General features: G+C 37.6%; 19 protein-coding genes. 17 read left to right on the top strand and 2 right to left on the bottom strand.

All coding sequences use genetic code 11. The features are described from left to right. Positions 1 to 113 precede the first annotated feature (113 nt). Both ccsA and AWN68_RS07445 read right to left on the bottom strand, forming a co-directional pair. Positions 114 to 776: a cytochrome c biogenesis protein CcsA gene (gene ccsA / locus AWN68_RS07450; RefSeq protein WP_068413498.1), complete on the bottom strand. Its 663-nt coding sequence runs from the start codon at positions 774 to 776 to the stop codon at positions 114 to 116. Positions 777 to 847: 71 nt separating this feature from the next. After that, positions 848 to 1531, bottom strand: a complete 684-nt coding sequence (locus tag AWN68_RS07445; protein WP_172796048.1) for a heme exporter protein CcmB — start codon at positions 1529 to 1531, stop codon at positions 848 to 850. Between the two features lie 173 nt (positions 1532 to 1704). On the opposite strand from AWN68_RS07445, the gene AWN68_RS07440 reads away from it, so the two are divergent. The 17 genes from AWN68_RS07440 to AWN68_RS07360 all read left to right on the top strand — a co-directional run bounded on the left by AWN68_RS07440 (position 1705) and on the right by AWN68_RS07360 (position 21189). Then, on the top strand, positions 1705 to 2991 hold the full coding sequence (locus AWN68_RS07440) for a nucleotide sugar dehydrogenase (RefSeq protein WP_068413495.1): 1287 nt from the start codon (positions 1705 to 1707) through the stop codon (positions 2989 to 2991). Further along, positions 2992 to 4047: an NAD-dependent epimerase gene (locus tag AWN68_RS07435; protein ID WP_068413492.1), complete on the top strand. Its 1056-nt coding sequence runs from the start codon at positions 2992 to 2994 to the stop codon at positions 4045 to 4047. 1 nt (position 4048) lies between these two features. Then, positions 4049 to 4621: an acyltransferase gene (locus AWN68_RS07430; protein WP_068413489.1), complete on the top strand. Its 573-nt coding sequence runs from the start codon at positions 4049 to 4051 to the stop codon at positions 4619 to 4621. Next, on the top strand, positions 4618 to 5589 hold the full coding sequence (locus AWN68_RS07425; protein WP_068413487.1) for a Gfo/Idh/MocA family protein: 972 nt from the start codon (positions 4618 to 4620) through the stop codon (positions 5587 to 5589). The genes AWN68_RS07430 and AWN68_RS07425 overlap by 4 nt, the downstream gene beginning before the upstream one ends. 3 nt (positions 5590 to 5592) lie before the next feature. Beyond that, the gene (locus AWN68_RS07420; RefSeq protein WP_068413483.1) at positions 5593 to 6735 is read left to right on the top strand and encodes a DegT/DnrJ/EryC1/StrS family aminotransferase; all 1143 of its coding nucleotides are present in this window, start codon (positions 5593 to 5595) and stop codon (positions 6733 to 6735) included. 169 nt (positions 6736 to 6904) lie between these two features. Beyond that, positions 6905 to 7429 carry a transcriptional regulator gene (locus tag AWN68_RS07415; RefSeq protein WP_068413481.1) on the top strand — a complete coding sequence of 175 codons (525 nt, stop codon included), beginning with the start codon at positions 6905 to 6907 and terminating at the stop codon, positions 7427 to 7429. After that, positions 7422 to 7943: a UpxY family transcription antiterminator gene (locus AWN68_RS07410; RefSeq protein ID WP_068413478.1), complete on the top strand. Its 522-nt coding sequence runs from the start codon at positions 7422 to 7424 to the stop codon at positions 7941 to 7943. Before AWN68_RS07415 ends, AWN68_RS07410 begins: the two co-directional genes overlap by 8 nt. A 190-nt stretch (positions 7944 to 8133) precedes the next feature. Continuing rightward, on the top strand, positions 8134 to 10668 hold the full coding sequence (locus tag AWN68_RS07405; RefSeq protein ID WP_172796047.1) for an SLBB domain-containing protein: 2535 nt from the start codon (positions 8134 to 8136) through the stop codon (positions 10666 to 10668). Position 10669: 1 nt separating this feature from the next. Then, positions 10670 to 11845 carry a hypothetical protein gene (locus AWN68_RS07400; protein ID WP_068413472.1) on the top strand — a complete coding sequence of 392 codons (1176 nt, stop codon included), beginning with the start codon at positions 10670 to 10672 and terminating at the stop codon, positions 11843 to 11845. A gap of 65 nt (positions 11846 to 11910) precedes the next feature. Next, entirely contained in the window at positions 11911 to 12894 is a 984-nt protein-coding gene (locus AWN68_RS07395; RefSeq protein WP_068413470.1) for an NAD-dependent epimerase/dehydratase family protein, read from the top strand. Positions 12895 to 12905: 11 nt separating this feature from the next. After that, complete coding sequence (locus AWN68_RS07390) at positions 12906 to 13751, top strand: ABC transporter permease (RefSeq protein WP_068413467.1); 846 nt, start codon at positions 12906 to 12908, stop codon at positions 13749 to 13751. Positions 13752 to 13755: 4 nt separating this feature from the next. Then, positions 13756 to 15042 (top strand): ABC transporter ATP-binding protein, encoded by a 1287-nt coding sequence (locus AWN68_RS07385; protein ID WP_068413464.1) that lies wholly within the window; start codon positions 13756 to 13758, stop codon positions 15040 to 15042. 10 nt (positions 15043 to 15052) lie between these two features. After that, entirely contained in the window at positions 15053 to 16195 is a 1143-nt protein-coding gene (locus AWN68_RS07380; protein WP_068413504.1) for a DegT/DnrJ/EryC1/StrS family aminotransferase, read from the top strand. Between the two features lie 3 nt (positions 16196 to 16198). Further along, entirely contained in the window at positions 16199 to 18097 is a 1899-nt protein-coding gene (gene asnB / locus AWN68_RS07375) for an asparagine synthase (glutamine-hydrolyzing) (protein ID WP_084362794.1), read from the top strand. 6 nt (positions 18098 to 18103) lie between these two features. Then, complete coding sequence (locus AWN68_RS07370) at positions 18104 to 18745, top strand: class I SAM-dependent methyltransferase (protein WP_068413461.1); 642 nt, start codon at positions 18104 to 18106, stop codon at positions 18743 to 18745. Then, on the top strand, positions 18738 to 19790 hold the full coding sequence (locus AWN68_RS07365) for a GNAT family N-acetyltransferase (RefSeq protein WP_068413459.1): 1053 nt from the start codon (positions 18738 to 18740) through the stop codon (positions 19788 to 19790). The genes AWN68_RS07370 and AWN68_RS07365 overlap by 8 nt, the downstream gene beginning before the upstream one ends. Further along, positions 19777 to 21189: an NAD(P)-binding protein gene (locus AWN68_RS07360; RefSeq protein WP_068413457.1), complete on the top strand. Its 1413-nt coding sequence runs from the start codon at positions 19777 to 19779 to the stop codon at positions 21187 to 21189. Before AWN68_RS07365 ends, AWN68_RS07360 begins: the two co-directional genes overlap by 14 nt.

Here is a 21189-nt window from a genome sequence, read left to right as displayed (position 1 = left end):
CGTATCAGCCATTTCAACGGTCTGATCGGTATAACTGTCTTTAGTAATTTCTTGAGCTACGGAAGCTAAGCTGAAGCAAAGGAAAAGGACTGTGAGAAATTTTTTCATATTATTTAATCTTCTAAAGCGCGTTCAATTTGTCGAGTTCTAATTTTTAATGAGGCAAGCCATACCCCCATCAATGTCCATCCAATTACAGCAGGATAGAAAATCACTCTCAGTTTACTATCAAGGTCATAAGCGTTGAAGCCTGGGTTTCCTCCATTGCCTGGGTGTAATGAATTAGGGTCGAGTCTTGGTAAAATAAAGAGGAGTGGGATCATTGCCGCATAAGCGAATATGTTATAAACACCGCTTACTCGTGCTCTTTGCTGTTCGTCTTTCATTGAATTACGCAACACCAAATAAGCGAAGTAAATTAAAAGGCAGATAGCGGCAGCATTTTGCTTAGAGTCACCGCTCCAAGGTTCTCCCCAAGTATAATTTGCCCAAACGGCTCCGGTAATAATTCCCATACTACCAAGTAAAGCTCCAGCTTTGGCCATTTCTACCGACTTATCGTCAAAGGCGATTTGCCCAGATCGCAAATATTTAATTGCATAAACCATCGATGCGGTGAGCAGGATCACCATTCCAAACCACATGGTGACATGGAAATGGAGGTTTCGGATAGTTTCGTTTAGAATGTTTAAGCGGGGGGCATCCATGAGTAAGCCTGCCAATAGCGTGTAGGTTACCAAGATTAAGGCGAGGGCTTTCCACCAGTTTTTCTTCATGACAATTAACTTTTTTGGTTAATTAAAGAAAGCGGTTAGACGAGAGTTATCTCAGAATGGTTGCGCTTCTTTTATGATTTCCAAAGATAAGGGAATAACAAGTAGGATACCGAGAATACAATTGCATTTATGGCCACAAGTATTAGAATTTCATCCGTACTTACAGATCGGTCAAGACCATCCATGGCGTTTTTAGAAAGCTTGATTACCATGAGGATAATGGGAAGTATGACCGGGAAGCTCAAAACGGCCATCAAAGAAGTACTATTCTCTGCTTTAGAGGCAATTCCTGAAATCATGGTGAGGCTCGATGCTAAGCCTAGTGAACCAAGCACTATGGCAATAAGAAAATAGAGTAAGTCAAACGTAGCTCCTTCTTCGTTGGCTCTTTCCATCACAAATGAATAGATAACAAAGCCAACCAGGGCCAAGACCAATAACAAAAGCGCATTGTAGATGATTTTTGAAACTATGATTTCCGTAGGACTAGCTATAGAATAATAGTAAAGTGCTCTTCCACGTGATTCCTGAATAAAACTTTTGGCTACTGAATTTACTGCCGTAAAGAGCAGTATAATCCAGAATAACGCATTCCAGGTTATCGCGTCTATGGCACCCGCCTTTAATCCAAAACTCATATAGCAAATGAAGATGGTACTTGCCAAGTAGAGGATCATGCCGTTAAGCGCATACCTTTGTCGCCATTCGGAGAGAAGTTCCTTCCCTATAAGTGAGAGTATTTGATTCTTATTCATTTGAGAAGGCAAAGATAACTGCTTTAAAGAAAGTATGTCTAAAGTTTATGGGTTAATAGCCTAAGGTGGTATGAGTTAAAAAGTAATGTGATAATTTATTATGTGAAGAATCTTTTTATTCCACTTGAAGAATCTTTAATAATCCCTAATTTCGTGCCGAACAAATTTTTAGCATGTCGAATAATAGAATTGCAATCATTGGATTAGGCTACGTTGGCCTTCCGTTGGCAGTAGCTTTTGCGGAGAAATATAAAGTCTTTGGCTTTGATATCAATCAATCAAGAATTGAAGAATTAAATAACGGTCATGACCGAACACTTGAGGTCGAAAATGATCTTTTATCTTCTGTATTGGTGAAACAACATGCTGAAGTAGGTCTTTTCAATACGAATAAGCTAGAAGATATTAAGGACTGTAATATTTTCATCGTCACAGTTCCAACCCCGATTGATGATGATCAAAACCCCGACCTGACACCGTTAATTAAGGCTTCAGAAACTGTGAGTACGGTGCTTAAAAAAGGAGATATCGTTATATATGAATCTACGGTGTACCCTGGTGCTACTGAAGAGGACTGCGTTCCCGTTTTAGAAAAGAAATCGGGCTTAAAATTCAATGTGGACTTTTATTGTGGCTACTCACCCGAACGTATCAATCCTGGAGATAAAGAACATACGGTAAAGAAGATTTTGAAAGTAACTTCTGGTTCAACGCCAGAGATAGCTGAAACAGTGGATCAGCTCTATAAGAGTGTAATTACAGCCGGCACTTACAAAGCGGCTTCAATTAAGGTGGCGGAAGCCGCAAAAGTAATTGAGAATTCACAAAGAGATATTAACATTGCTTTCGTTAATGAATTGGCAATGATCTTTAATAAGATGGGTATTGATACGGTTGATGTGCTCGAAGCGGCTGGTACAAAATGGAATTTCTTACCATTTAGACCAGGCTTAGTTGGAGGGCACTGTATCGGTGTTGATCCTTATTACTTGGCTCAAAAGGCAAAAAAAGCAGGATACTATCCACAGATTTTGCTGGCAGGTAGAAGGTTGAATAATAGTATTGGGCCTTATGTTGGTAGTCAAGTGGTTAAGCTTTTGATGAAGAAGGGGAAAGTTATCAAAGATTCTAAAGTGCTCGTTTTGGGCATTACTTTCAAGGAAAACTGCCCAGATATTCGTAACTCAAGAGTTATCGATATTATTCAGGAATTAAGAGAATTTGATGTAAATGTTGATGTTTTTGATCCATGGGCCGAACCTAAAGAGGTGAAGCATGAGTATGGCTTAGACTTAGTTAGTGAGTCTGATTTCGACATGAAGTCATACGATGGGATTGTCTTGGCTGTGGCACATAATGAATTTCTTTCTATGATGCGACCTGAGAATGTAGATCCAGACGCTGTCATTTATGATGTGAAATCATTTCTTCCAAAAGAAACAATTACAGCTAGATTGTAAATGGCAAAAATTCTAATTACCGGAACGGCTGGGTTCATCGGATTTCATTTGGCCAAAAAGCTCCTTGAGAGAGGAGATGAGGTGGTTGGGCTAGACTCAATTAATGATTATTATGATGTCCGTTTAAAGCATGGAAGGTTATTAGATACGGGTATCAATCCAGAAGCAGTTGAGTATAATAAATTAGTTCAAAGTTCAACCTTCGATTCCTATCGCTTCATCCAGTGTCAACTAGAAGATGCTGAAAACTTGAATCGTTTATTTGAACTAGAGAATTTCGATAAGGTTATTCACCTTGCCGCTCAAGCAGGGGTCAGATATAGTTTAGAAAATCCGAAGGCTTATGTCGACAGTAATATTGTAGGCTTTGTAAATATCTTGGAAGCTTGTAGGCATAATAAAGTGAAGCACTTATCGTATGCGAGTAGTTCTTCAGTCTATGGTTTGAATGAAACGCGTCCTTTTTCTACAAGCCATAATGTAGATCATCCGATTAGCCTATATGCGGCCAGTAAAAAAAGCAATGAGTTAATGGCTCATACTTATAGTCATTTGTTTGGGTTGCCAACAACGGGGTTAAGATTTTTTACAGTTTATGGGCCATGGGGAAGACCAGATATGGCGCTGTTTTTATTTACGAAGTCTATTTTAGATGGAAAGCCCATTCAAGTTTTCAACAATGGAGAAATGTCAAGAGACTTCACTTACATTGATGACATTGTTGAAGGGATCACCAGAGTAAATGACAATCCTCCAAAGGGCAATGAAAGTTGGTCAGGTAAAACTCCCGACCCTGGATCATCGAAGGCGCCTTATAAGATTTACAATATTGGGAACAATTCACCTGTGAAGCTGATCGATTTCGTGAGAACGATTGAAAAAGCGTTGGGTATGAAGGCAGAAAAGGAGTTTATGCCAATGCAGCCTGGCGATGTATCGGCTACTTATGCGGATGTTCAGGGTTTAATTGATAATTTTGATTATAAGCCTGAAACAACTTTAGAAGATGGAGTAGGAGCGTTTATTGAGTGGTATAGAAATTTTTATAATATTTAATATGGAATATTTTGCACATGATTCTGCAATAGTCGATGAGAACTGTCAAATAGGTGAAGGTACTAAGGTTTGGCATTTTTCACATATCATGACTGATTGTATCATCGGGAAGAATTGTAACATTGGACAGAATGTAGTTGTTAGCCCAGGGGTTGTTTTAGGCGATAATGTGAAGGTCCAAAATAATGTGAGTATTTATACTGGTGTAACCTGCGAAGATGATGTTTTTTTGGGCCCATCGATGGTTTTTACTAATGTTATTAACCCAAGAAGTGCAGTAAACAGAAGAGGGCAATACTCGAGAACTGTGGTTAGAAAAGGTGTCTCTATAGGCGCTAATGCCACTATTGTTTGCGGTAATGATATAGGACAGTTCGCTTTTATCGGTGCAGGAACGGTGGTTACCAAAGAGGTTTTACCCTATGCACTTATTGTTGGAAACCCAGGAAGACAAATCGGTTGGATAAGCGAATTTGGGCATAGGCTCAACTTTAATGAAAAGGGTACTGCCGAATGCCCAGAATCAAATGAATTATACACACTTTCTAATGGTCAAGTGACCAAAAACATATGAAAAATTTCGCACTTATCGGGGCAGCAGGATATATAGCTCCAAGGCATTTAAATGCAATTAAGGAAACGAATAATAATCTAGTAGCCGCTCTGGACACTTTTGATAGTGTTGGAATTATGGATTCATACTTTCCAAACGCTGACTTTTTTGTGGAGTTTGAAAGGTTCGATCGGCATATTTATAAGCTGAAGAACGATAAAGGTATTCAACTTGACTATACGAGTATCTGTACTCCAAATTACTTACATGATGCTCATATTAGAACGGCATTGAGAGTGGGTTCTGATGCCATCTGTGAGAAACCATTAGTATTAAACCCTTGGAACATTGATGCGCTTAGTAAAGTAGAAGAAGCGACTGGGAAAAGAGTTTGGAATATTCTGCAACTAAGAGTGCACCCAAGTATAATTGCCCTCAAAAACAAAATAGACCAGGGGCCAAAGGATAAAATTTACGATATAGACTTAACATACTTAACCTCTAGAGGACATTGGTATTATACCTCATGGAAAGGAGATGTTGATAAGTCTGGTGGAATTGCAACGAACATAGGAGTTCACTTTTTTGACATGTTAAGTTGGATTTTCGGTGGCGTTAAATCAAATAAAATCCACGTTCATACACATGACAGAGCATCGGGTTTTCTAGAGTTGGACAGGGCCAACGTAAGGTGGTTTCTTTCAATAGACGAGAATGTACTTCCTAAAGAGGTGGTTGAGAAGGGACAAAGAACTTTTCGATCAATTACCGTTGAAGGTGATGAATTAGAATTCAGTGGAGGTTTTACAGATCTTCATACAACCTCGTACACTGAGATACTTGCTGGCAACGGTTATGGTGTTGAAGAAACTCGACAAGCAATTGAGTTAGTTTATAATATTAGGCACGCAACCCCTGTTGGTTTAACTGGAGATTATCATCCTTTAGCTAAACTACCCCTTTCTTCTCACCCATTTAGTAAAAAATAAAATATGAAGCCAATTCAAATGGCCGATCTTATTGGCCAATATCAAAAAATTAAGGACGAAATTCAACAGGAGATTGGTAAGGTCCTGGACACGGCTACATTTATCAATGGGCCTATTGTAAAGGAATTTCAGGCGCACCTTGAAGATTATCTTTCGGTTAAGCATGTAATCCCTTGCGCTAATGGTACGGATGCCCTTCAGGTAATCATGATGGCCTATGCCTTTAAGCCAGGTGCTGAAGTCATAGTTCCCTCGTTTACTTATGTTGCAACTGTAGAAGTTATTGCTCTTTTGGGCTTAAAACCTGTTTTTGTAGAGGTTTACCCTGACACCTTCAATATGAATATTGAAGACATGGAGTCGAAAATCACAGATAACACCGTTGCTATTGTTCCTGTGCATTTGTATGGACAGTGTGCAGATATGGAGCGCATAATGAAAATAGCGAAAGCTAGAAATCTAAAGGTTTTTGAAGACACGGCTCAAGCTATTGGTGCTGATTATACCTTCTCGGATGGGGCCGTTGCTAAGGCTGGAACCATTGGAGATGCTGGTTCAACTTCCTTTTTTCCCTCAAAAAACTTGGGCGCTTATGGAGATGGAGGAGCAATTACAACCAATGATGATGAACTGGCTGCTAAACTAAGAATGATTGTGAATCACGGTCAGAGCGAGCGTTATTATCATGATTCGATTGGGGTGAATTCAAGGCTTGATAGTATTCAGGCAGCAATATTAAATGTAAAGCTTAAATACTTAGATGACTACAGCGCTGCTCGTCAGAAGGTAGCTAAGCGATACAATGATGTTTTTTCAACGGTTTCGGAAATAGACGCGCCCCTTACTGCAGACTTCACTACCCATGTATACCATCAGTATACGGTGAAGCTAAAAAGTGCGGAGAAAAGGGATGCGTTAAATAAATTCCTTGCAGAGAAAGGTGTACCTTCTATGATTTATTACCCAGTCCCGAATCATCTTCAAAAAGCATACAGTTATTACGGGTATAAAGAAGGGGATTTCCCAATCACTGAAGATTTATGTTCTCGGGTTATCTCATTTCCGATTCACACAGAAATGGAAGCGGATCAACAAGACTTTATCATTGAAAATATTTTAAAGTTTTTTGAAAAGAATCTAGGTTGACCAATGAGTTCCAGATGGAATCAGGTAACATTTTAATTCAGTTAACGGCTTTGTGTTTTTGTTTTTTTGAGTAAGTTTGTTACTCATTAATGGATCATTATGTGACTCAGGTGGCGAAGCTGTATCTTCCCAAATGGGTTTTTGATTTAAAAAGAAGCTACTTTGTTAAATGCTTGAGGCACTCATATCTTCTAAAACGCGCATTAGGTTACTTTTGCGTTTCTTTCTTAACCCAGATTCCAGTGCCTATTTAAGGGGGCTGGCAGAAGAGTTTAGTGAGAGTACTAATTCGGTTCGTTTAGAGCTTAACCGTTTTGAAGAGGCGGGTATGTTGAATTCTGATTTCGTTGGTAACAAAAAAGTGTTTAGAGCAAATAGATCCTATCCCTTGTTTAAGGAGGTCAGAAGTATTTTGTTAAAGTACACAGGTTTACAAGAGGTTTTGGATCAAATTATCGAAAAGCTCGGTGACTTAAAAGATGTGTATTTGACGGGTGATTTGGCATTGGGGAAAGATTCTGATGTGGTGAGTCTCATTTTAATCGGGGATCCTGACCTGCATTATCTGATCCAATTGATCAAAAGGGCTGAAGAGTTGATGCCGAAAAAGATACAGTATTTGGTCTATTCGCAAGAAGAGGCCTCTAAGATGGTCTTTGATTCTAACCACCACTTATTGATTTGGCATGAATAGAGAAAGAGACCCATATTGGACGGCTTTTTATACCAAACCAAGGAATGAAAAGAAATCTGCCGATAGATTGGCATCTAAGGGTTATCAAGTGTATTGTCCTACACGGACAGTTTTAAAGCAGTGGTCGGATAGAAAAAAGAAGGTAGTAGAACCAGTCTTTTCTTCATATTTATTTGCCAAGGTAGATGATGCTGAGAGACTTGAGATTCTTAAAGATAGTGGCATAGTTTCAAATGTACGATGGTTAGGTAAGCCAGCAGTGATACGTGACAATGAAATAAGAGAGATTAATAATTTTCTTAACGATTATCCCGCAGCTGATGTGCTGAATAACGATTATTTAGTTGGAGATCATGTCACTGTTGAAACTGGGGCACTTTCTGGAAACTCTGGAGTGGTAAGAAAAATAAAAAAAGGAAGAGTAGTAATTTCAATAGTAAGCTTAGGAATTGAAATTAGTGCAGAGATAGGGCTTAATCACCTTATAAAAGAAGGTGATTGTTTCGAGAAGTAGTTATATTTGGCCTCTTAGGCGGGCTTATGTTTTGGGAGATATCATGAAGCGCTAATCTCATGATAATTGAACTCAACAAATTTAATTTATTTATTTTCGACTCTCAGAGACAACTAGCAAGGAATACATAAAACCGGGTGAACCTGTAGAATCTGTAATGAAATCAGGACAACAATTAATTTCTCATCGAATGAAATTTTTAATAAGATATGGAAGGAGAGCGGCTTGCTTCCTTTCGCTAATACTAAGCCTTCAAATAGTTACTATATCTAGTTTGGATGCTCAGGTTAGTCAGTCCAGCGGGCAAAATGTATATTTAATGTCGGATGGCCAATTGAATGACTTCTGGGTAAATGCTAAGAAACTTGGATATAATTATCAAACCGTAACTAAATTGCTACAAGAGGGGGGCTTTAGCTACACGGAGTCTCTTAATATAGTTGACCGAATTAGAGGTATGGAGGCTTCCACCTCCAGCGATCCATTTTCGGTATTATCAAAGGTTTCTTCTAGCGGATTAACAGCAGACGAAGAGAAAATTTTTGGGCTGAAACTTTTTCGCGAGAGTGAATTTTCATTCCAGGATTATAACTCGATGACCGTCCCTGGTACCTATGTCCTTGGAATTGGAGATGGGCTGAGTGTTATTTTATATGGGGAAGCTACAGATAGTTATAGTTTTACAATAGACCAGCAAGGTCGAATACAATTGCCTTTTATAGGCCCCGTGTCAATTGCAGGTCTGCAGTTCGAATCGGCTAAGGCTTTGATTAAAGAAAAATTAAGTCAAAGACACGTTGGCTTGTCTTATGCCAACCCAACAGTTTTTTTAGACATAACTTTAGTGAATACTAGATCAATTGTGGTGAATATTCTAGGTGAGGTAATAAAACCTGGCACTTATGCTCTTTCAACCACATCGACCATATTTAGTGCTGTATATAAAGCTGGTGGACCTACCACCAATGGCACACTCAGAAATATTAAAATATACAGGTCTAGCAAATTAATTAGAGAATTTGATCTATATGATTTTATTTCTAAAGGCTTTACCGATCAGGAATTCGTTCTGAATGATCAAGACGTAATTGTGCTGAGTACTTATAACCGAAGGGTTGAACTTGAAGGGGCGATAAAAAACCCTGGGATCTACGAGCTTAAGAATGAGGAGACGATAAATGATATTTTGAATTTTTCTGGAGGATATACCGCAGGTGCTGATAGCACTTCTTTAATCCTTAAAAGGTTAAATGGTGCATCACAGTTCATAAGAGAAGTTCAACCGAATATTCCTTTAAAGGATTTGAATGATGGGGATATAATAGAGATAGGCAAATTAAAAGATAGCAATATTGAAAGAGTAGAGATTTCTGGAGCTGTCATGCGACCTGGATTTTATTCATGGCAACCAGAAATGAATTTAAATGACTTGATTGAGATGGCAGGTGGGGTTAGAAGTGACGCTCTTCAGAATAGGGCAACCGTATTTAGGTTGAATGAGGACTTGTCTCCATATGTGAGGTCTGTTGGTAAAGGAGCTTATGAGCAAGTTAATATTCAAAAGAGTAGTTCGGTTTATATTCCTAGTAAGATAGAGATTACAGAAACAAAATTCATCAACTTATCAGGGCAGTTGAACAGAGAGGGATCATTGCCTTATTATGAAGGAATGACAATCTTGGATGCAATAGTTCTTTCTAATGGGATTAAGAGTTCTGCTTTAGGCGGTAATATAGAAATTGTTCGTTTGAAGAATGAAAACGGCTCTGGAGAGTATGATTACTTTAACATTGAGGTCCCTAGAGAGATTGGGAATATTGAAGAATTTGTGTTAAGAGAAAACGATAATATCTATGTCAGGGATACTTGGGTAAGAAGAAAAAGCAGATCAATTTATGTCAAAGGGGATGTTGATCAACCTGGGGAATATATAATAAGTCAAGGAACCACACGCGTTTCCGACCTAGTTTCTAGGTTTGGTGGCTATATGCCAACTGCCAACCTGAATGGTTTGAAGCTTTACAGACAAGTGAAGAACGTGAGCGATGAAAATGATAGCATTGAGTATGAAAGAAAAAAATCCATTTCAGAATTTATTAGCAGTGCTCAATTTGAGGCCACTGTTTCCAAATTAGAATATGATGAAATAAAGAACTCATATGGGCAGCTTCAGAATGCAAGAATTATTTCAAATAGGAAGACTTCTAAGGAAGGTGTGAAAAGTGATAGTATAGATGTTCAAAATAACTTTAAGCTTTCAAAGCAGTTTGTTATCAATGGCAAGGTGGTCCAATTAATGGAAATAGGGCTATCCTATGAGGACATTATGAGTAACCCTGAATCTCAGTATAATGTAAAACTTTTGGATGGTGATATACTTTTCGTGCCGTCTAGATCCTCTTTGGTTGAGATTGATGGTGCTGTGTTTCAACCCACTCAGGCAATATATAAGAAGGAAAAGTCCTTTTTAGACTATGTAGAGACTGCCGGGGGCTTTAAACGTAGGGCGGATAAACGTAGGGCCTATGTTGAATATGCAAATGGGGAGATCGCCAGAGTAAGGTCATTTGTTTTCTTTAAATTTTATCCAAAAGTGACTACCGATGCAATCATCAAGGTGCCGCTAAAACCAGAAAGTCAAAAAATTAACTTTGATAGGGTTATTTCTCTGATCACCACAACCATATCAACATATTTATTAATAGAGGCAGTAAGCAACCGATAATATGAAGTTAAGGAATGTGTTTCGACTGAATAAACAGAGTATAAAGTATCAGTTTATTCATAAGACCATTGAAACGGAGGAAATCTCAGTTTTAGGTATTATAAAGTATCTGCTATCCTTCTGGAAAGGGGTTGTAGTTTTTGGGTTTGTTTTTTTAATAATTGGAATTATACAGGCCAATAACTATTCGGAGTTTTACGTTTCTAAATCTGTCATTATCCCTGGAGGCGGTGCTCCTCCCTCCCCTAAAGCGGCATTGAGCTTAGATGCTTTTATGGCGCCTCCAGTGGCATCTACTACGAGTTCATTAGGAATAGAATCATTCGCAGGTATCATGGAGAGTAGACCATTTTTATTGAATTTGTTGGATGAGCCAATTTTATCAGAGGGACACGGTGGTTACCTTCCAATATCAGATTATTTACAACGTATTCAACCTAAGACTAGCGTTATAGGAACAGCAGTGTCTAAAATTAAGAATCTACCCAATCGTTTTTTTGACCTTTTTGTAAGAGAAGAAAACACAACATCCAATATGGACTCGAGTTCTGTTAAAATACCGACAGATACGTTGAGAACTCTTACAATGGAACAGATAGGTTTAATGGTGGAATTGAAGGGCAGAGTGAAAATAGAAGGGGTAAATCCGGTTACCATAGAAACCGAAATGCCCACGGCTAAACTTAGCACTAGGCTCAATAATCTTGTTTTGGAAAAACTAGTTGAACAGACAATTGAAATTAGAACGGGAAAACAGCAGAGAGATCTTATGTTGGCTAAAAAACAATTAGATACAGCAAAGACTAATTTTATAGAAAGCCAATTGGCACTGGCTAAATTTCAAGATCAGAATAATGGTGGTAGAACATCAATGGCCAATACCACTTTGGAAAACCTTTCAACCAATTATAGTTTATATTCTGGTATTTATTCGGACTTGGCTTCAAAAGTTGAAATGATGAAGATTGACCTTTTGGAGAACACTCCATTTTATAATGTATTTGAACCTGCTTATGTGCCCTTAACTCCGATTGGCAGTTTTAACAGCTCATCCGTTATACGGTATGTAATTTTTGGAATTGTTTTTGGGATACTTTGGGCTATGGCTTATACGGGCTTGGTGATTTTCGGAATTTTAAGAAAAAAATTAAACGAAATAACTCTTGACAAGGAGTGACTTGGTTTTTTTGATTTGAATAATGTTACAACTGGTACAAAAAATTAATAAATAATAAATTTCATATGGAATTAAAAGGCTCAAAAATTCTGGTTATTGGTGGAGCAGGATTTATTGGCAGTTTTGTAGTAGCAGAACTGCTTAAAGAAGATATAGCAGAGGTTCTTGTTTATGACAATTTTGCTAGAGGACAAAGAAGTTATTTAGATGAGCAGTTAAAGGATTCAAGGTGCTCTATTTTTCCTATCGGGGGTGATATAAGGGAGGTTGATATCCTTAATGAAGCCATGGCAGGTAAAGATTATGTAATCAGCCTTGCAGCCATGTGGTTATTACATTGTAAGGATTTCCCAAGAACTGCTTTTCACGTAAATATTGAGGGTACTTTTAACATTCTAGAGGCTTGTGTTAAGAATAATATTAAGAAATTAATATGGTCTTCTTCTGCTTCAGTTTATGGTGATGCAGTAGAATTACCCATGACTGAAGATCACCCTTTTAATAACAAAAATTTTTATGGAGCCTCGAAAATTGCTGGCGAAGCGATGTGTACTGCGTTCAATGATAGGTATGGACTAGAAGTAATTGGTCTAAGATACATGAATGTTTATGGTCCGCATCAGGATCAGACAGCTGCATATACAGGCGTAGTGCCAATTATGCTAAACAAAATAGAGGCCAATGAATCACCAGTCATTAATGGTGATGGAAGTCAGGCTTACGATTTTATTTATGTTGAAGACGTTGCTAGATGTAACGTAAATGCATTAAAAAGCGATACTAAATTCGGAATGTATAATGTCGGCACCGAGGTTCAGACATCCATTAAAGAATTATGCGACACCATTCTCGATCTTAAAAAATCTGAACTGAAGGTGATATACAAACCCTATTCTGCTGACGATGCAAGGTCTTTAGTTCAAAATAGAATCGGGTCTCGCGTAAAGGCAGAAGAAGAATTGGGCTTTCGCTACAAATATGAATTAAGAGATGGCCTTAAGAAACTTATTGATTGGAGAATAGATACTGGTGTTGATCAAAAAAAGTAAGAATTTTTAGTATGAATGAACAAACGTGGGATCTAGTTATTGATGCCGATGATAAGCGTGGGCGTGCTAGTTTCAAGAAAATCTGGCAGTATAGGGATCTCCTAAAGTTATTGGTAAGAAGGGATTTTGTAGCCTTTTATAAACAGACAATTCTCGGCCCTATTTGGTTTTTCATAAGACCAATAGTAGCGACCATCGTGTATTTCTTTATTTTTGGTAAGGTGGCAGGCTTGTCTACCGATGGAGTACCTCCAGTATTATTTTATCTTTCGGGATTAATGATCTGGTCTTATTTCACTGAGACCGTAACAAAGTGCAGTGGTGTACTTTTGGAGAATGCAGCGATGTTTGGCAAAGTATATTTTCCTCGTTTAATAATGCCTCTGAGTATTGTGTTTTCGAGTATGCTGAGATTAGGGGTGCAATTATTATTGCTCATATTGATCTTTGTATATTACTTGTTTACATCAGATACAATTAGTCTTACTCCTGCTATTTTATTGGTACCGTTCCTTATTATAATAGTTTCTTTTCAGGCAGTTGGTTTAGGTTTGTTGGTTGCAGCCATAGCTACAAAGTATAGAGATTTTTCTATGTTATTGGGTTACATTTTACAATTAGGATTATTCTTGGCACCAGTCGTTTTTCCATTATCCAGTATTTCAGGTAAATTCAAGTTGATGGTTTCTTTCAATCCAATGACCTTTCCCATTGAATTATTTCGCCATGCATTTTTTGGGACGGGCTCGTTTTCAACAATGAATATTCTGTATATGATAATTGCAACCGTCATTATGTTATTTGTTGGTGTTTACGCTTTTAATAAATACGAGAAAACATTTGTTGACACAATTTAGCCTTATGAGTGTAGCTATTAGTATAGAAAATGTTTCCAAAGCCTATCAACTAGGTGTTTTTAATACGGGGTCTTTCTCTAATGATATATCCAGGTGGTGGGCTTTAAAGAGAGGAAAAGAAGATCCATTTCTGAAAATAGGAGAGGAAAACGATCGAACTAAGAAGGGAAGTAGCAATGTTGTTTGGAGTTTGAGAGACATTTCAGCTCAAGTTGAGCAAGGTGATTCTGTTGGTATCATTGGGCGTAATGGTGCTGGTAAGAGTACACTCTTGAAAATTCTTTCTCAAGTTACTCATCCTACCACTGGACATATTAAAATAAAAGGAAAAGTAGCCAGCTTATTGGAAGTGGGCACAGGCTTCCACCCTGAGTTAACAGGCCGAGAAAACGTGTTTCTCAATGGTGCCATACTTGGGATGCGCCATCAAGAGATTAAAAAGAAATTTGATGAAATCGTAGATTTCTCAGGGGTAGAGCGATACATAGATACACCTGTGAAACGATATTCATCTGGAATGTTCGTACGCCTGGCTTTTGCAGTAGCTGCACATTTGGAGTCTGATATACTTATCGTAGATGAGGTATTGGCAGTAGGTGATGCCGATTTCCAGAAAAAGTGTATTGGTAAAATGAACCAATTAGGACATACTGGTGGACGAACGATTATTTTTGTCAGCCATCATATGCCTACTATTAAGGCCCTTTGTAAAAAGACTATTTTCTTGGAAAAGGGAAAAGTGCATAGTTTTGGTGAAACAGGAGATACTATCAGTACTTATTTATCTGCCTATTCACTGGCCAAAACTGGCGATGGTTATATACCTAAGGGTATAAGCTTGCATGGCTCAGGTGAAGTAAGATTTACACGCTTCCTGCCATATAAAGATGAACAAGGCTGTGAGGATTTCTTTTTTGGTGAAAAACCTACCTTATTAATTGAAATTGAGGTTTTTACGGATGTTTCTGATGCATCAATTGGACTTCATATTATAAATGTTTTAGGAGACACCATAACAATGGCTGCACCTAATGAAAATTATAAATCTATTTCTCTTGAAAAAGGTAAATATGAGTTTGAGGTGTCGCTCGAAGAAGTATTGATGCCCGGTGAGTATTCATTTAACCTTACTATTTCTAAGTACAATACAGGATCTGATATTGATTCTGTAGAGTCTGTTGGAACAATAAGAATTCTTCGCGATTCAATTGATCATGACCTCGACTATCCTTGGGCCACAGTACATGGGTATTTTAAACCGCGAACGAGTTGGAAAACAAAACGAATTTAATAACTCTGATATGAGTGAAAAGAGAAATATCCCCATTTCTTTGCCTAGCACTGGACTTGAAGAATGGGAAGCTGTTAAGGTACCAATTATGTCAGGTTGGTTAACCTCTGGCCCTAAAGTTAGGGAATTTGAAGTAATGTTTGCTGAGAGGCATAAGGTCAAACATGCCATAGCAGTAACTAGTGCCACTACTGCGCTACATCTAGCGTTGGTCGCTTTGGATATAGGGCCTGGAGATGAAGTGATTGTTCCAGCATTTACTTGGGTTTCAACGGCTAACGTTGTGCTTCACCAAGGTGCTGAAGTTGTTTTTTGTGATGTTGATACTAAGACTTTTAACCTTGATCCAGCGCAATTATCAACAAAGATCACATCTAAGACGAAGGCCATAATGGCGGTGCATCTTTTTGGTCTCTGTGTTGATATGGATGCAATTAAGCTAGCTGCACCGGGTATCCCGATTATTGAAGATGGCGCTTGTGCGGCAGGAGCTGCATATAAAGGTCAGCCAGCTGGAGGCTTAGGTATTATGGGTTGTTTTTCATTTCACCCAAGAAAATCAGTAACGACTGGTGAAGGTGGAATGATCACCACCAATGATGATAGGCTTGCTGAAAAACTTTCAATCTTAAGAAATCATGGCGCTTCTGTTTCTGAAGAACAAAGGCATCATGGTGCGCAACCTTATATATTGCCTGACTTTGACGTCTGTGGCTATAATTATAGAATGACCGACCTTCAAGGAGCTTTAGGCTGTGTACAACTTGGTAAACTAGATCAGTTTATTGATGAAAGAGCAAAATGGGCGCAGTATTATGTAGATGAGCTATCCGAAATTGAATGGTTGAGTCTTCCTGTGTATTCTCAAGACTTCAAACACGGTTGGCAGAGTTATGTTACCATAGTTGATGAAAGCAAATCACCGATGTCTAGAAATGAGATCATGCAGAAACTACTAGATATGGGCATTTCAACTCGACCAGGAACGCATGCCGTTCATATGTTGGGCTTTTATTCCAAAAAATATGGACTTCAGCCTACTGATTTTCCTGGAGCCCAAGCTTCAAATAATTTTTCGATGGCCATACCTTTGCATAACAGAATGACGCTAGAGGATTTTGAATATGTTGTCGAAACTCTAAAATCTCTTTAAAGCATGTGTGGATTAGCCGGTGTTTTTAACCTCAATGATAAACCCATTACCACCCAACTGCTCAAGAAGATGGGTGAGAGTATTGCCCACCGAGGTCCAGATGGAGAGGGTATATTTATAGATGAGAATGTCGGCCTTGTACACAAACGACTCGCTATTTTAGATACATCAGAGAAGGGAGCGCAACCTATGCCATCTCGAGATGGTAGGTACATACTCGTTTTTAATGGGTGTATCTATAATTATTTAGAGTTAAGACAAAAGTTAAGGGCGGCAGGGCATAGTTTTCATTCCAATTCAGATACCGAAGTGATTGTTGAGGGCATTTCAGCCTTTGGTATCTCCTTTGTTGAGGAGTTGAATGGCATGTTTGCCATTGCTTGTTGGGATAAGCAAGAAAAGAAGCTGTATCTATCTAGAGATCGTTTTGGAATTAAGCCGCTGTACTATTGGTTCAATGGAGAAACATTGGTTTTTGCCTCAGAGATTAAGGCCATATTACAACATCCTGATTATAAAACGGAGGTGGATTTAGGTGCTTTGAATGAATATTTTACGTTCCAAAATTTATTTACTTTCCGAACTTTATTCAAAGGCGTAACAATGCTTCCTCCGGCAAATACTGTTACCATGGAGCGAAGCTCCACAGGTGTAAAACATCGCTCTTGGTGGGATTATGATTTTACCAAGCCAGATAATGGTATAAGTTTTGAGGAGGCTAAGCTAGAAACAGAGCGGTTGATGGAACAGGCTGTGGCCAGGCAAATGGTTTCGGACGTTCCAGTAGGGAGCTATCTTTCTGGAGGAATGGATTCGGGCACAATAACATCAATAGCTTCGAAATACGTCCCTAGAATGTCAACATTTACTTGTGGTTTTGACATGAGTGAGGTGACAGGAGTAGAGGCCAATTATGATGAAAGAAGAGATGCCGAGTTGATGGCCAATCACTTTAAGACAGAGCACTTCGAACAAGTAATGAATGCAGGTGATTTGCGTTGGTCTTTACCCAAATTAGTATACCATTTAGAAGATTTAAGGGTAGGTATGTCTTACCCAAACTATTACATATCAAGATTAGCATCAAAGTTCGTCAAGGTATGCTTACAGGGCACTGGAGGAGATGAGCTTTTCGGTGGTTACCCTTGGCGGTACTATCGTATTTTTGATTCTATTAGTCAAGAGAATTTTTTTGAGCAATATTATTCCTTTTGGCAGCGACTAGTTCCTGATGGAGAAAAAACCACGTTGTTTCAAGAGGATAAGATTTCTCAAATGGACATGTCTGAGCCACGGACAGTTTTTGAAAGGGTATTCACCTTTAATAATTCATTAAGGTACGATAGTCCGGAAGCCCATATTCAAAATTCCCTGTATTTCGAAGCGAAGACATTTTTACCAGGCTTGTTTTTAGTGGGGGATAAACTGGCCATGGCAAGTGGTTTAGAAGAAAGGTTTCCATTCATGGACAATGACTTGGTAAATTTTGCTCAGAAAATTCCCGTAAAATACAAACTTGGTAACCTAACGAATGAGATTAAAAAGATAGATGAGAATGCTCATATGAAGTTACGTTATCGAAATTTTGATGATGGGAAGATGATTTTGAGAGAGGCAATGAAAGATTATATTCCTAAAAAGATTCTTGACCGTAAAAAGCAAGGGTTCTCAGCACCAGATGAAAGTTGGTACAGGGGTGAGAATATGGGCTATGTAAAAGAGCTGCTACTTGATAAGAAAAAAACAGTTTCTTATGAGTTTATAAATCCAGAATATATAGAAAGGATAGTCAAAGAGCATAATGAACAACACATTAACCATAGACTTTTAATTTGGTCATTTATGAATTTTGAATGGTGGTGCAGAATTTTCTTAAATGGTGAGACCGAAGGCTTGAATTAATTATTCATGATTGATAACGTAATAAAGCAATACCAAGAGGCATTTGATAAATACGGTAATTCAGAAAAATCAGTCTTTTGGCCTAAAGGGAGACAAAAAGAGAGATTTGATGCTTTAACCAGGTCAATTGTAAAAAAGAAATTCTCAATTCTAGATTTTGGATGTGGATTGGGGCATATGTTTGATTACTTAAATGCGACTCATGATGGGAATTTTAGCTATCATGGAGTAGATGTAGTTGACAGTTTTATAGTTCAAAATAAAATAACCTTTCCAAATACTGATTTTCAGTTAATCCAAGATTATTCCGAAATACAGAAGAGCTTTGACTATGTATTAATTTCTGGGGTATTTAATATATCTTATTTTGAAGACCTGGAAAAGCATAAAAATTTGGTGTTTGAAATACTGGAAGGTTTGTTTAGTAAAGCAAATGTCTATTTGTCCGTGAATTTCATGTCCGACCAAGTTGACTTTATTCAAGAGGGTGCATATCATCAAAATATAAATGAGCTATTGAGATTCGTATCAGAGAAATTATCAAAAAGATACGTCCTTGATTGCTCATATATGCCTTATGAGTTTACAATTACCATATTTAAAGACCAAACAATAAAAAGACCAGATAATATTTATAAAAATGAATGATATCAACTGCATCATATTAAATCATGAATGGGAAGACAAATATGAAAAGTTTGTTTACGATCATGATGCTTCAATGCTCTATCATTCATTAAAGTATAGGAACCTACTTATAAAATTATTAGGTGTTGAGGCTCTTTATATAATAGCGATTATTCAGGATGAAATCGTGGGCGTTTTACCTATGATGATTAAGAATGGAAAGTATGGAGAGGTTGTAAATTCCTTACCTTTTTATGGGAGTAATGGTGGGCTATTAACAAAAAATGATGAAGTATTCCAGTATTTAATAAACTATTATAACGAAAAAGTTATAGGGAAAGAAACGATAGCTGCATCTACAGTGATTTCTATCCCACTTTTATCCGATCAAGATTTTTCTAGAATAAAAAGCAACCTGACTGATTTCAGAATTGGCCAGTTTACGGACATTGGTTTTGAAAGTAATTTCGAAGAGAATCTAATGAATTTATTTCATTATAAAACTCGGAACATGGTTCGAAAGTCAATGAAGTCGGGCTTAGTTATAAGTGTTGATAATTCTAAACTGGACTTTTTATATCAGGTTCATTTAGAAAATATGGAAGCAATTGGAGGGAAGCCAAAAAACGAGCAATTTTTTAAGATATTTCCTAGTATTTATGAAGCTAATAAGGACTATAAAATCTATACTGCCTCTTTTGATGGAGAGCCTATCTCATGCTTGTTGCTATTTTATCATAAAAATACGGTTGAATACTACACCCCTGTAATAAAGTCGGACCATAGGGATAAACAGCCAATGAGTTTACTTATACTTCAGGCAATGAAAGATGCTTCTGAGCAAGGCTATAAATTATGGAATTGGGGAGGGACTTGGGAAACTCAAGAAGGAGTGTACCGGTTTAAAAAACGTTGGGGGACTTTTGATGAAAAATATTATTACCACACCCAAATTAATAATAAGGATATCTTCCAGAGCACCCCAGAGGAATTATTAAGTGAGTATACAGACTTTTTTGTCTTACCCTTTAATCAATTAAATATTAACAAGGATGGGGAAGAGTAAATCGATCATTATTGGGTCAGGTATTTCAGGATTATTAAGGGCTTATTATTTGGCCTCTAAAAGAGATACTGATGTAATTATTATTGAAAAAAATTCAGAAGTTGGAGGCTTGCTAAGAAAGCTGGATTATGGTGATGATTATGGTGTTTTTGACTACGGAATGCATAATATCATGGAAACCGGGATTCAGGAGTTAGATGATTTTATTTTTTCTCTACTCGAAAAGGAAGATTGGCAAATATTGGAAGGAGAGAATCGCGATTTAGCGGGTATTTATTATTCAAATACCTTGCAAAAAAACACTCCTTATTTTGATTTAAGAAACCTTGAAAAACAAGAATATGAAAAGTGCATGTTCGAGTTTTTCTCTAACCTAAAAGAAGAGGATTCTAAAAGTAAACCTAAAACGGATCTCTCTGCAGAGGAGTATGCCAACCATCGGTTTGGAAATTATATTGCCTCAAAAACAATTATTCCTTCCGTAGAGAAAATTCATCAAAAACCTGCCGGTGAACTGGATTACATGGCTACTATTTTCACACCAATGACAAGAGTGGCTTTATATGATGCTCCATTGTTGGACGATTTGATTAAGTCGGATGTTCTAAGGTCTAAGTTGGCTTATAGTCATCAAAGGGAACTCCCCCTTAATTTATCTTCTGGAAGAAAAGCATATTACCCACGGAATTATGGGATGTATCGTGTTATAGAGGCCCTAGTAGCAAAATTGAAAGATTTAAATGTTGAGTTTAAACTATCATCTGAGCTAAGGAAAGTTAACTTAAAAAGTAACAAGGTTGATTCTATTTCTCTATTTACAGGTGGGGAACTTATTGAAATTGACAAAATTCAGGATTTTGTTTGGACAGGAGGTATTCCACTTTTAGGAAGGATGTTAGGGGTTGATTTTACTGGATTGAAGTATGATAAACCATTGAAAACCGTGGTGGTTAGCCTATTGCTAGATAAGCCATTGGATATGGCTGGCCTATTCTATTTCTTTTGCTATGAAGATGGTTTCCATACTTATCGATTGAATGATTTTAATGCCTATTGTTCTGGAGCAAAAAGGAATGGTTTGTATCCAATCAGTATTGAGCTTTTAATGAGTGATCAACAAATCGAGGAATCGAAATTGTCTTTTGAAGAAATCGCAATAGATGAGCTAAAGAGATTTGATGTTTTACAAGGAGGAACCGAAATAGTTTTCGCAAAGGCAGAACCTTTGGAAAGTGGTTTTCCTATGCCATCAAAAAACAACATAAGTGCAATAAGAAATATTCGGAAACAGATAACAGACATGAATATCGGCAATATTGAAATGATTGGTATCCTAGCTAAGGATAACCTATTTTTTCAAACAGATGTTCTCGTTGATGTTTATCAAAAAAGTAATTAA

Source organism: Roseivirga echinicomitans, from assembly GCF_001592935.1.
GTDB lineage: Bacteria > Bacteroidota > Bacteroidia > Cytophagales > Cyclobacteriaceae > Roseivirga > Roseivirga echinicomitans.
The sequence above is the reverse complement of the archived record's forward strand: the minus strand, read 5'-3'. Positions and strand labels throughout refer to the sequence as shown.

What these genes read in the sequence shown, in the direction of transcription:
- ccsA (WP_068413498.1), bottom strand. Translation starts at nt 776, where the DNA reads ATGAAGAAAAACTGGTGGAAAGCCCTCGCCTTAATCTTGGTAACCTAC.
- AWN68_RS07445 (WP_172796048.1), bottom strand. Translation starts at nt 1,531, where the DNA reads ATGAATAAGAATCAAATACTCTCACTTATAGGGAAGGAACTTCTCTCC.
- AWN68_RS07440 (WP_068413495.1), top strand. Translation starts at nt 1,705, where the DNA reads ATGTCGAATAATAGAATTGCAATCATTGGATTAGGCTACGTTGGCCTT.
- AWN68_RS07435 (WP_068413492.1), top strand. Translation starts at nt 2,992, where the DNA reads ATGGCAAAAATTCTAATTACCGGAACGGCTGGGTTCATCGGATTTCAT.
- AWN68_RS07430 (WP_068413489.1), top strand. Translation starts at nt 4,049, where the DNA reads ATGGAATATTTTGCACATGATTCTGCAATAGTCGATGAGAACTGTCAA.
- AWN68_RS07425 (WP_068413487.1), top strand. Translation starts at nt 4,618, where the DNA reads ATGAAAAATTTCGCACTTATCGGGGCAGCAGGATATATAGCTCCAAGG.
- AWN68_RS07420 (WP_068413483.1), top strand. Translation starts at nt 5,593, where the DNA reads ATGAAGCCAATTCAAATGGCCGATCTTATTGGCCAATATCAAAAAATT.
- AWN68_RS07415 (WP_068413481.1), top strand. Translation starts at nt 6,905, where the DNA reads ATGCTTGAGGCACTCATATCTTCTAAAACGCGCATTAGGTTACTTTTG.
- AWN68_RS07410 (WP_068413478.1), top strand. Translation starts at nt 7,422, where the DNA reads ATGAATAGAGAAAGAGACCCATATTGGACGGCTTTTTATACCAAACCA.
- AWN68_RS07405 (WP_172796047.1), top strand. Translation starts at nt 8,134, where the DNA reads ATGAAATTTTTAATAAGATATGGAAGGAGAGCGGCTTGCTTCCTTTCG.
- AWN68_RS07400 (WP_068413472.1), top strand. Translation starts at nt 10,670, where the DNA reads ATGAAGTTAAGGAATGTGTTTCGACTGAATAAACAGAGTATAAAGTAT.
- AWN68_RS07395 (WP_068413470.1), top strand. Translation starts at nt 11,911, where the DNA reads ATGGAATTAAAAGGCTCAAAAATTCTGGTTATTGGTGGAGCAGGATTT.
- AWN68_RS07390 (WP_068413467.1), top strand. Translation starts at nt 12,906, where the DNA reads ATGAATGAACAAACGTGGGATCTAGTTATTGATGCCGATGATAAGCGT.
- AWN68_RS07385 (WP_068413464.1), top strand. Translation starts at nt 13,756, where the DNA reads ATGAGTGTAGCTATTAGTATAGAAAATGTTTCCAAAGCCTATCAACTA.
- AWN68_RS07380 (WP_068413504.1), top strand. Translation starts at nt 15,053, where the DNA reads ATGAGTGAAAAGAGAAATATCCCCATTTCTTTGCCTAGCACTGGACTT.
- asnB (WP_084362794.1), top strand. Translation starts at nt 16,199, where the DNA reads ATGTGTGGATTAGCCGGTGTTTTTAACCTCAATGATAAACCCATTACC.
- AWN68_RS07370 (WP_068413461.1), top strand. Translation starts at nt 18,104, where the DNA reads ATGATTGATAACGTAATAAAGCAATACCAAGAGGCATTTGATAAATAC.
- AWN68_RS07365 (WP_068413459.1), top strand. Translation starts at nt 18,738, where the DNA reads ATGAATGATATCAACTGCATCATATTAAATCATGAATGGGAAGACAAA.
- AWN68_RS07360 (WP_068413457.1), top strand. Translation starts at nt 19,777, where the DNA reads ATGGGGAAGAGTAAATCGATCATTATTGGGTCAGGTATTTCAGGATTA.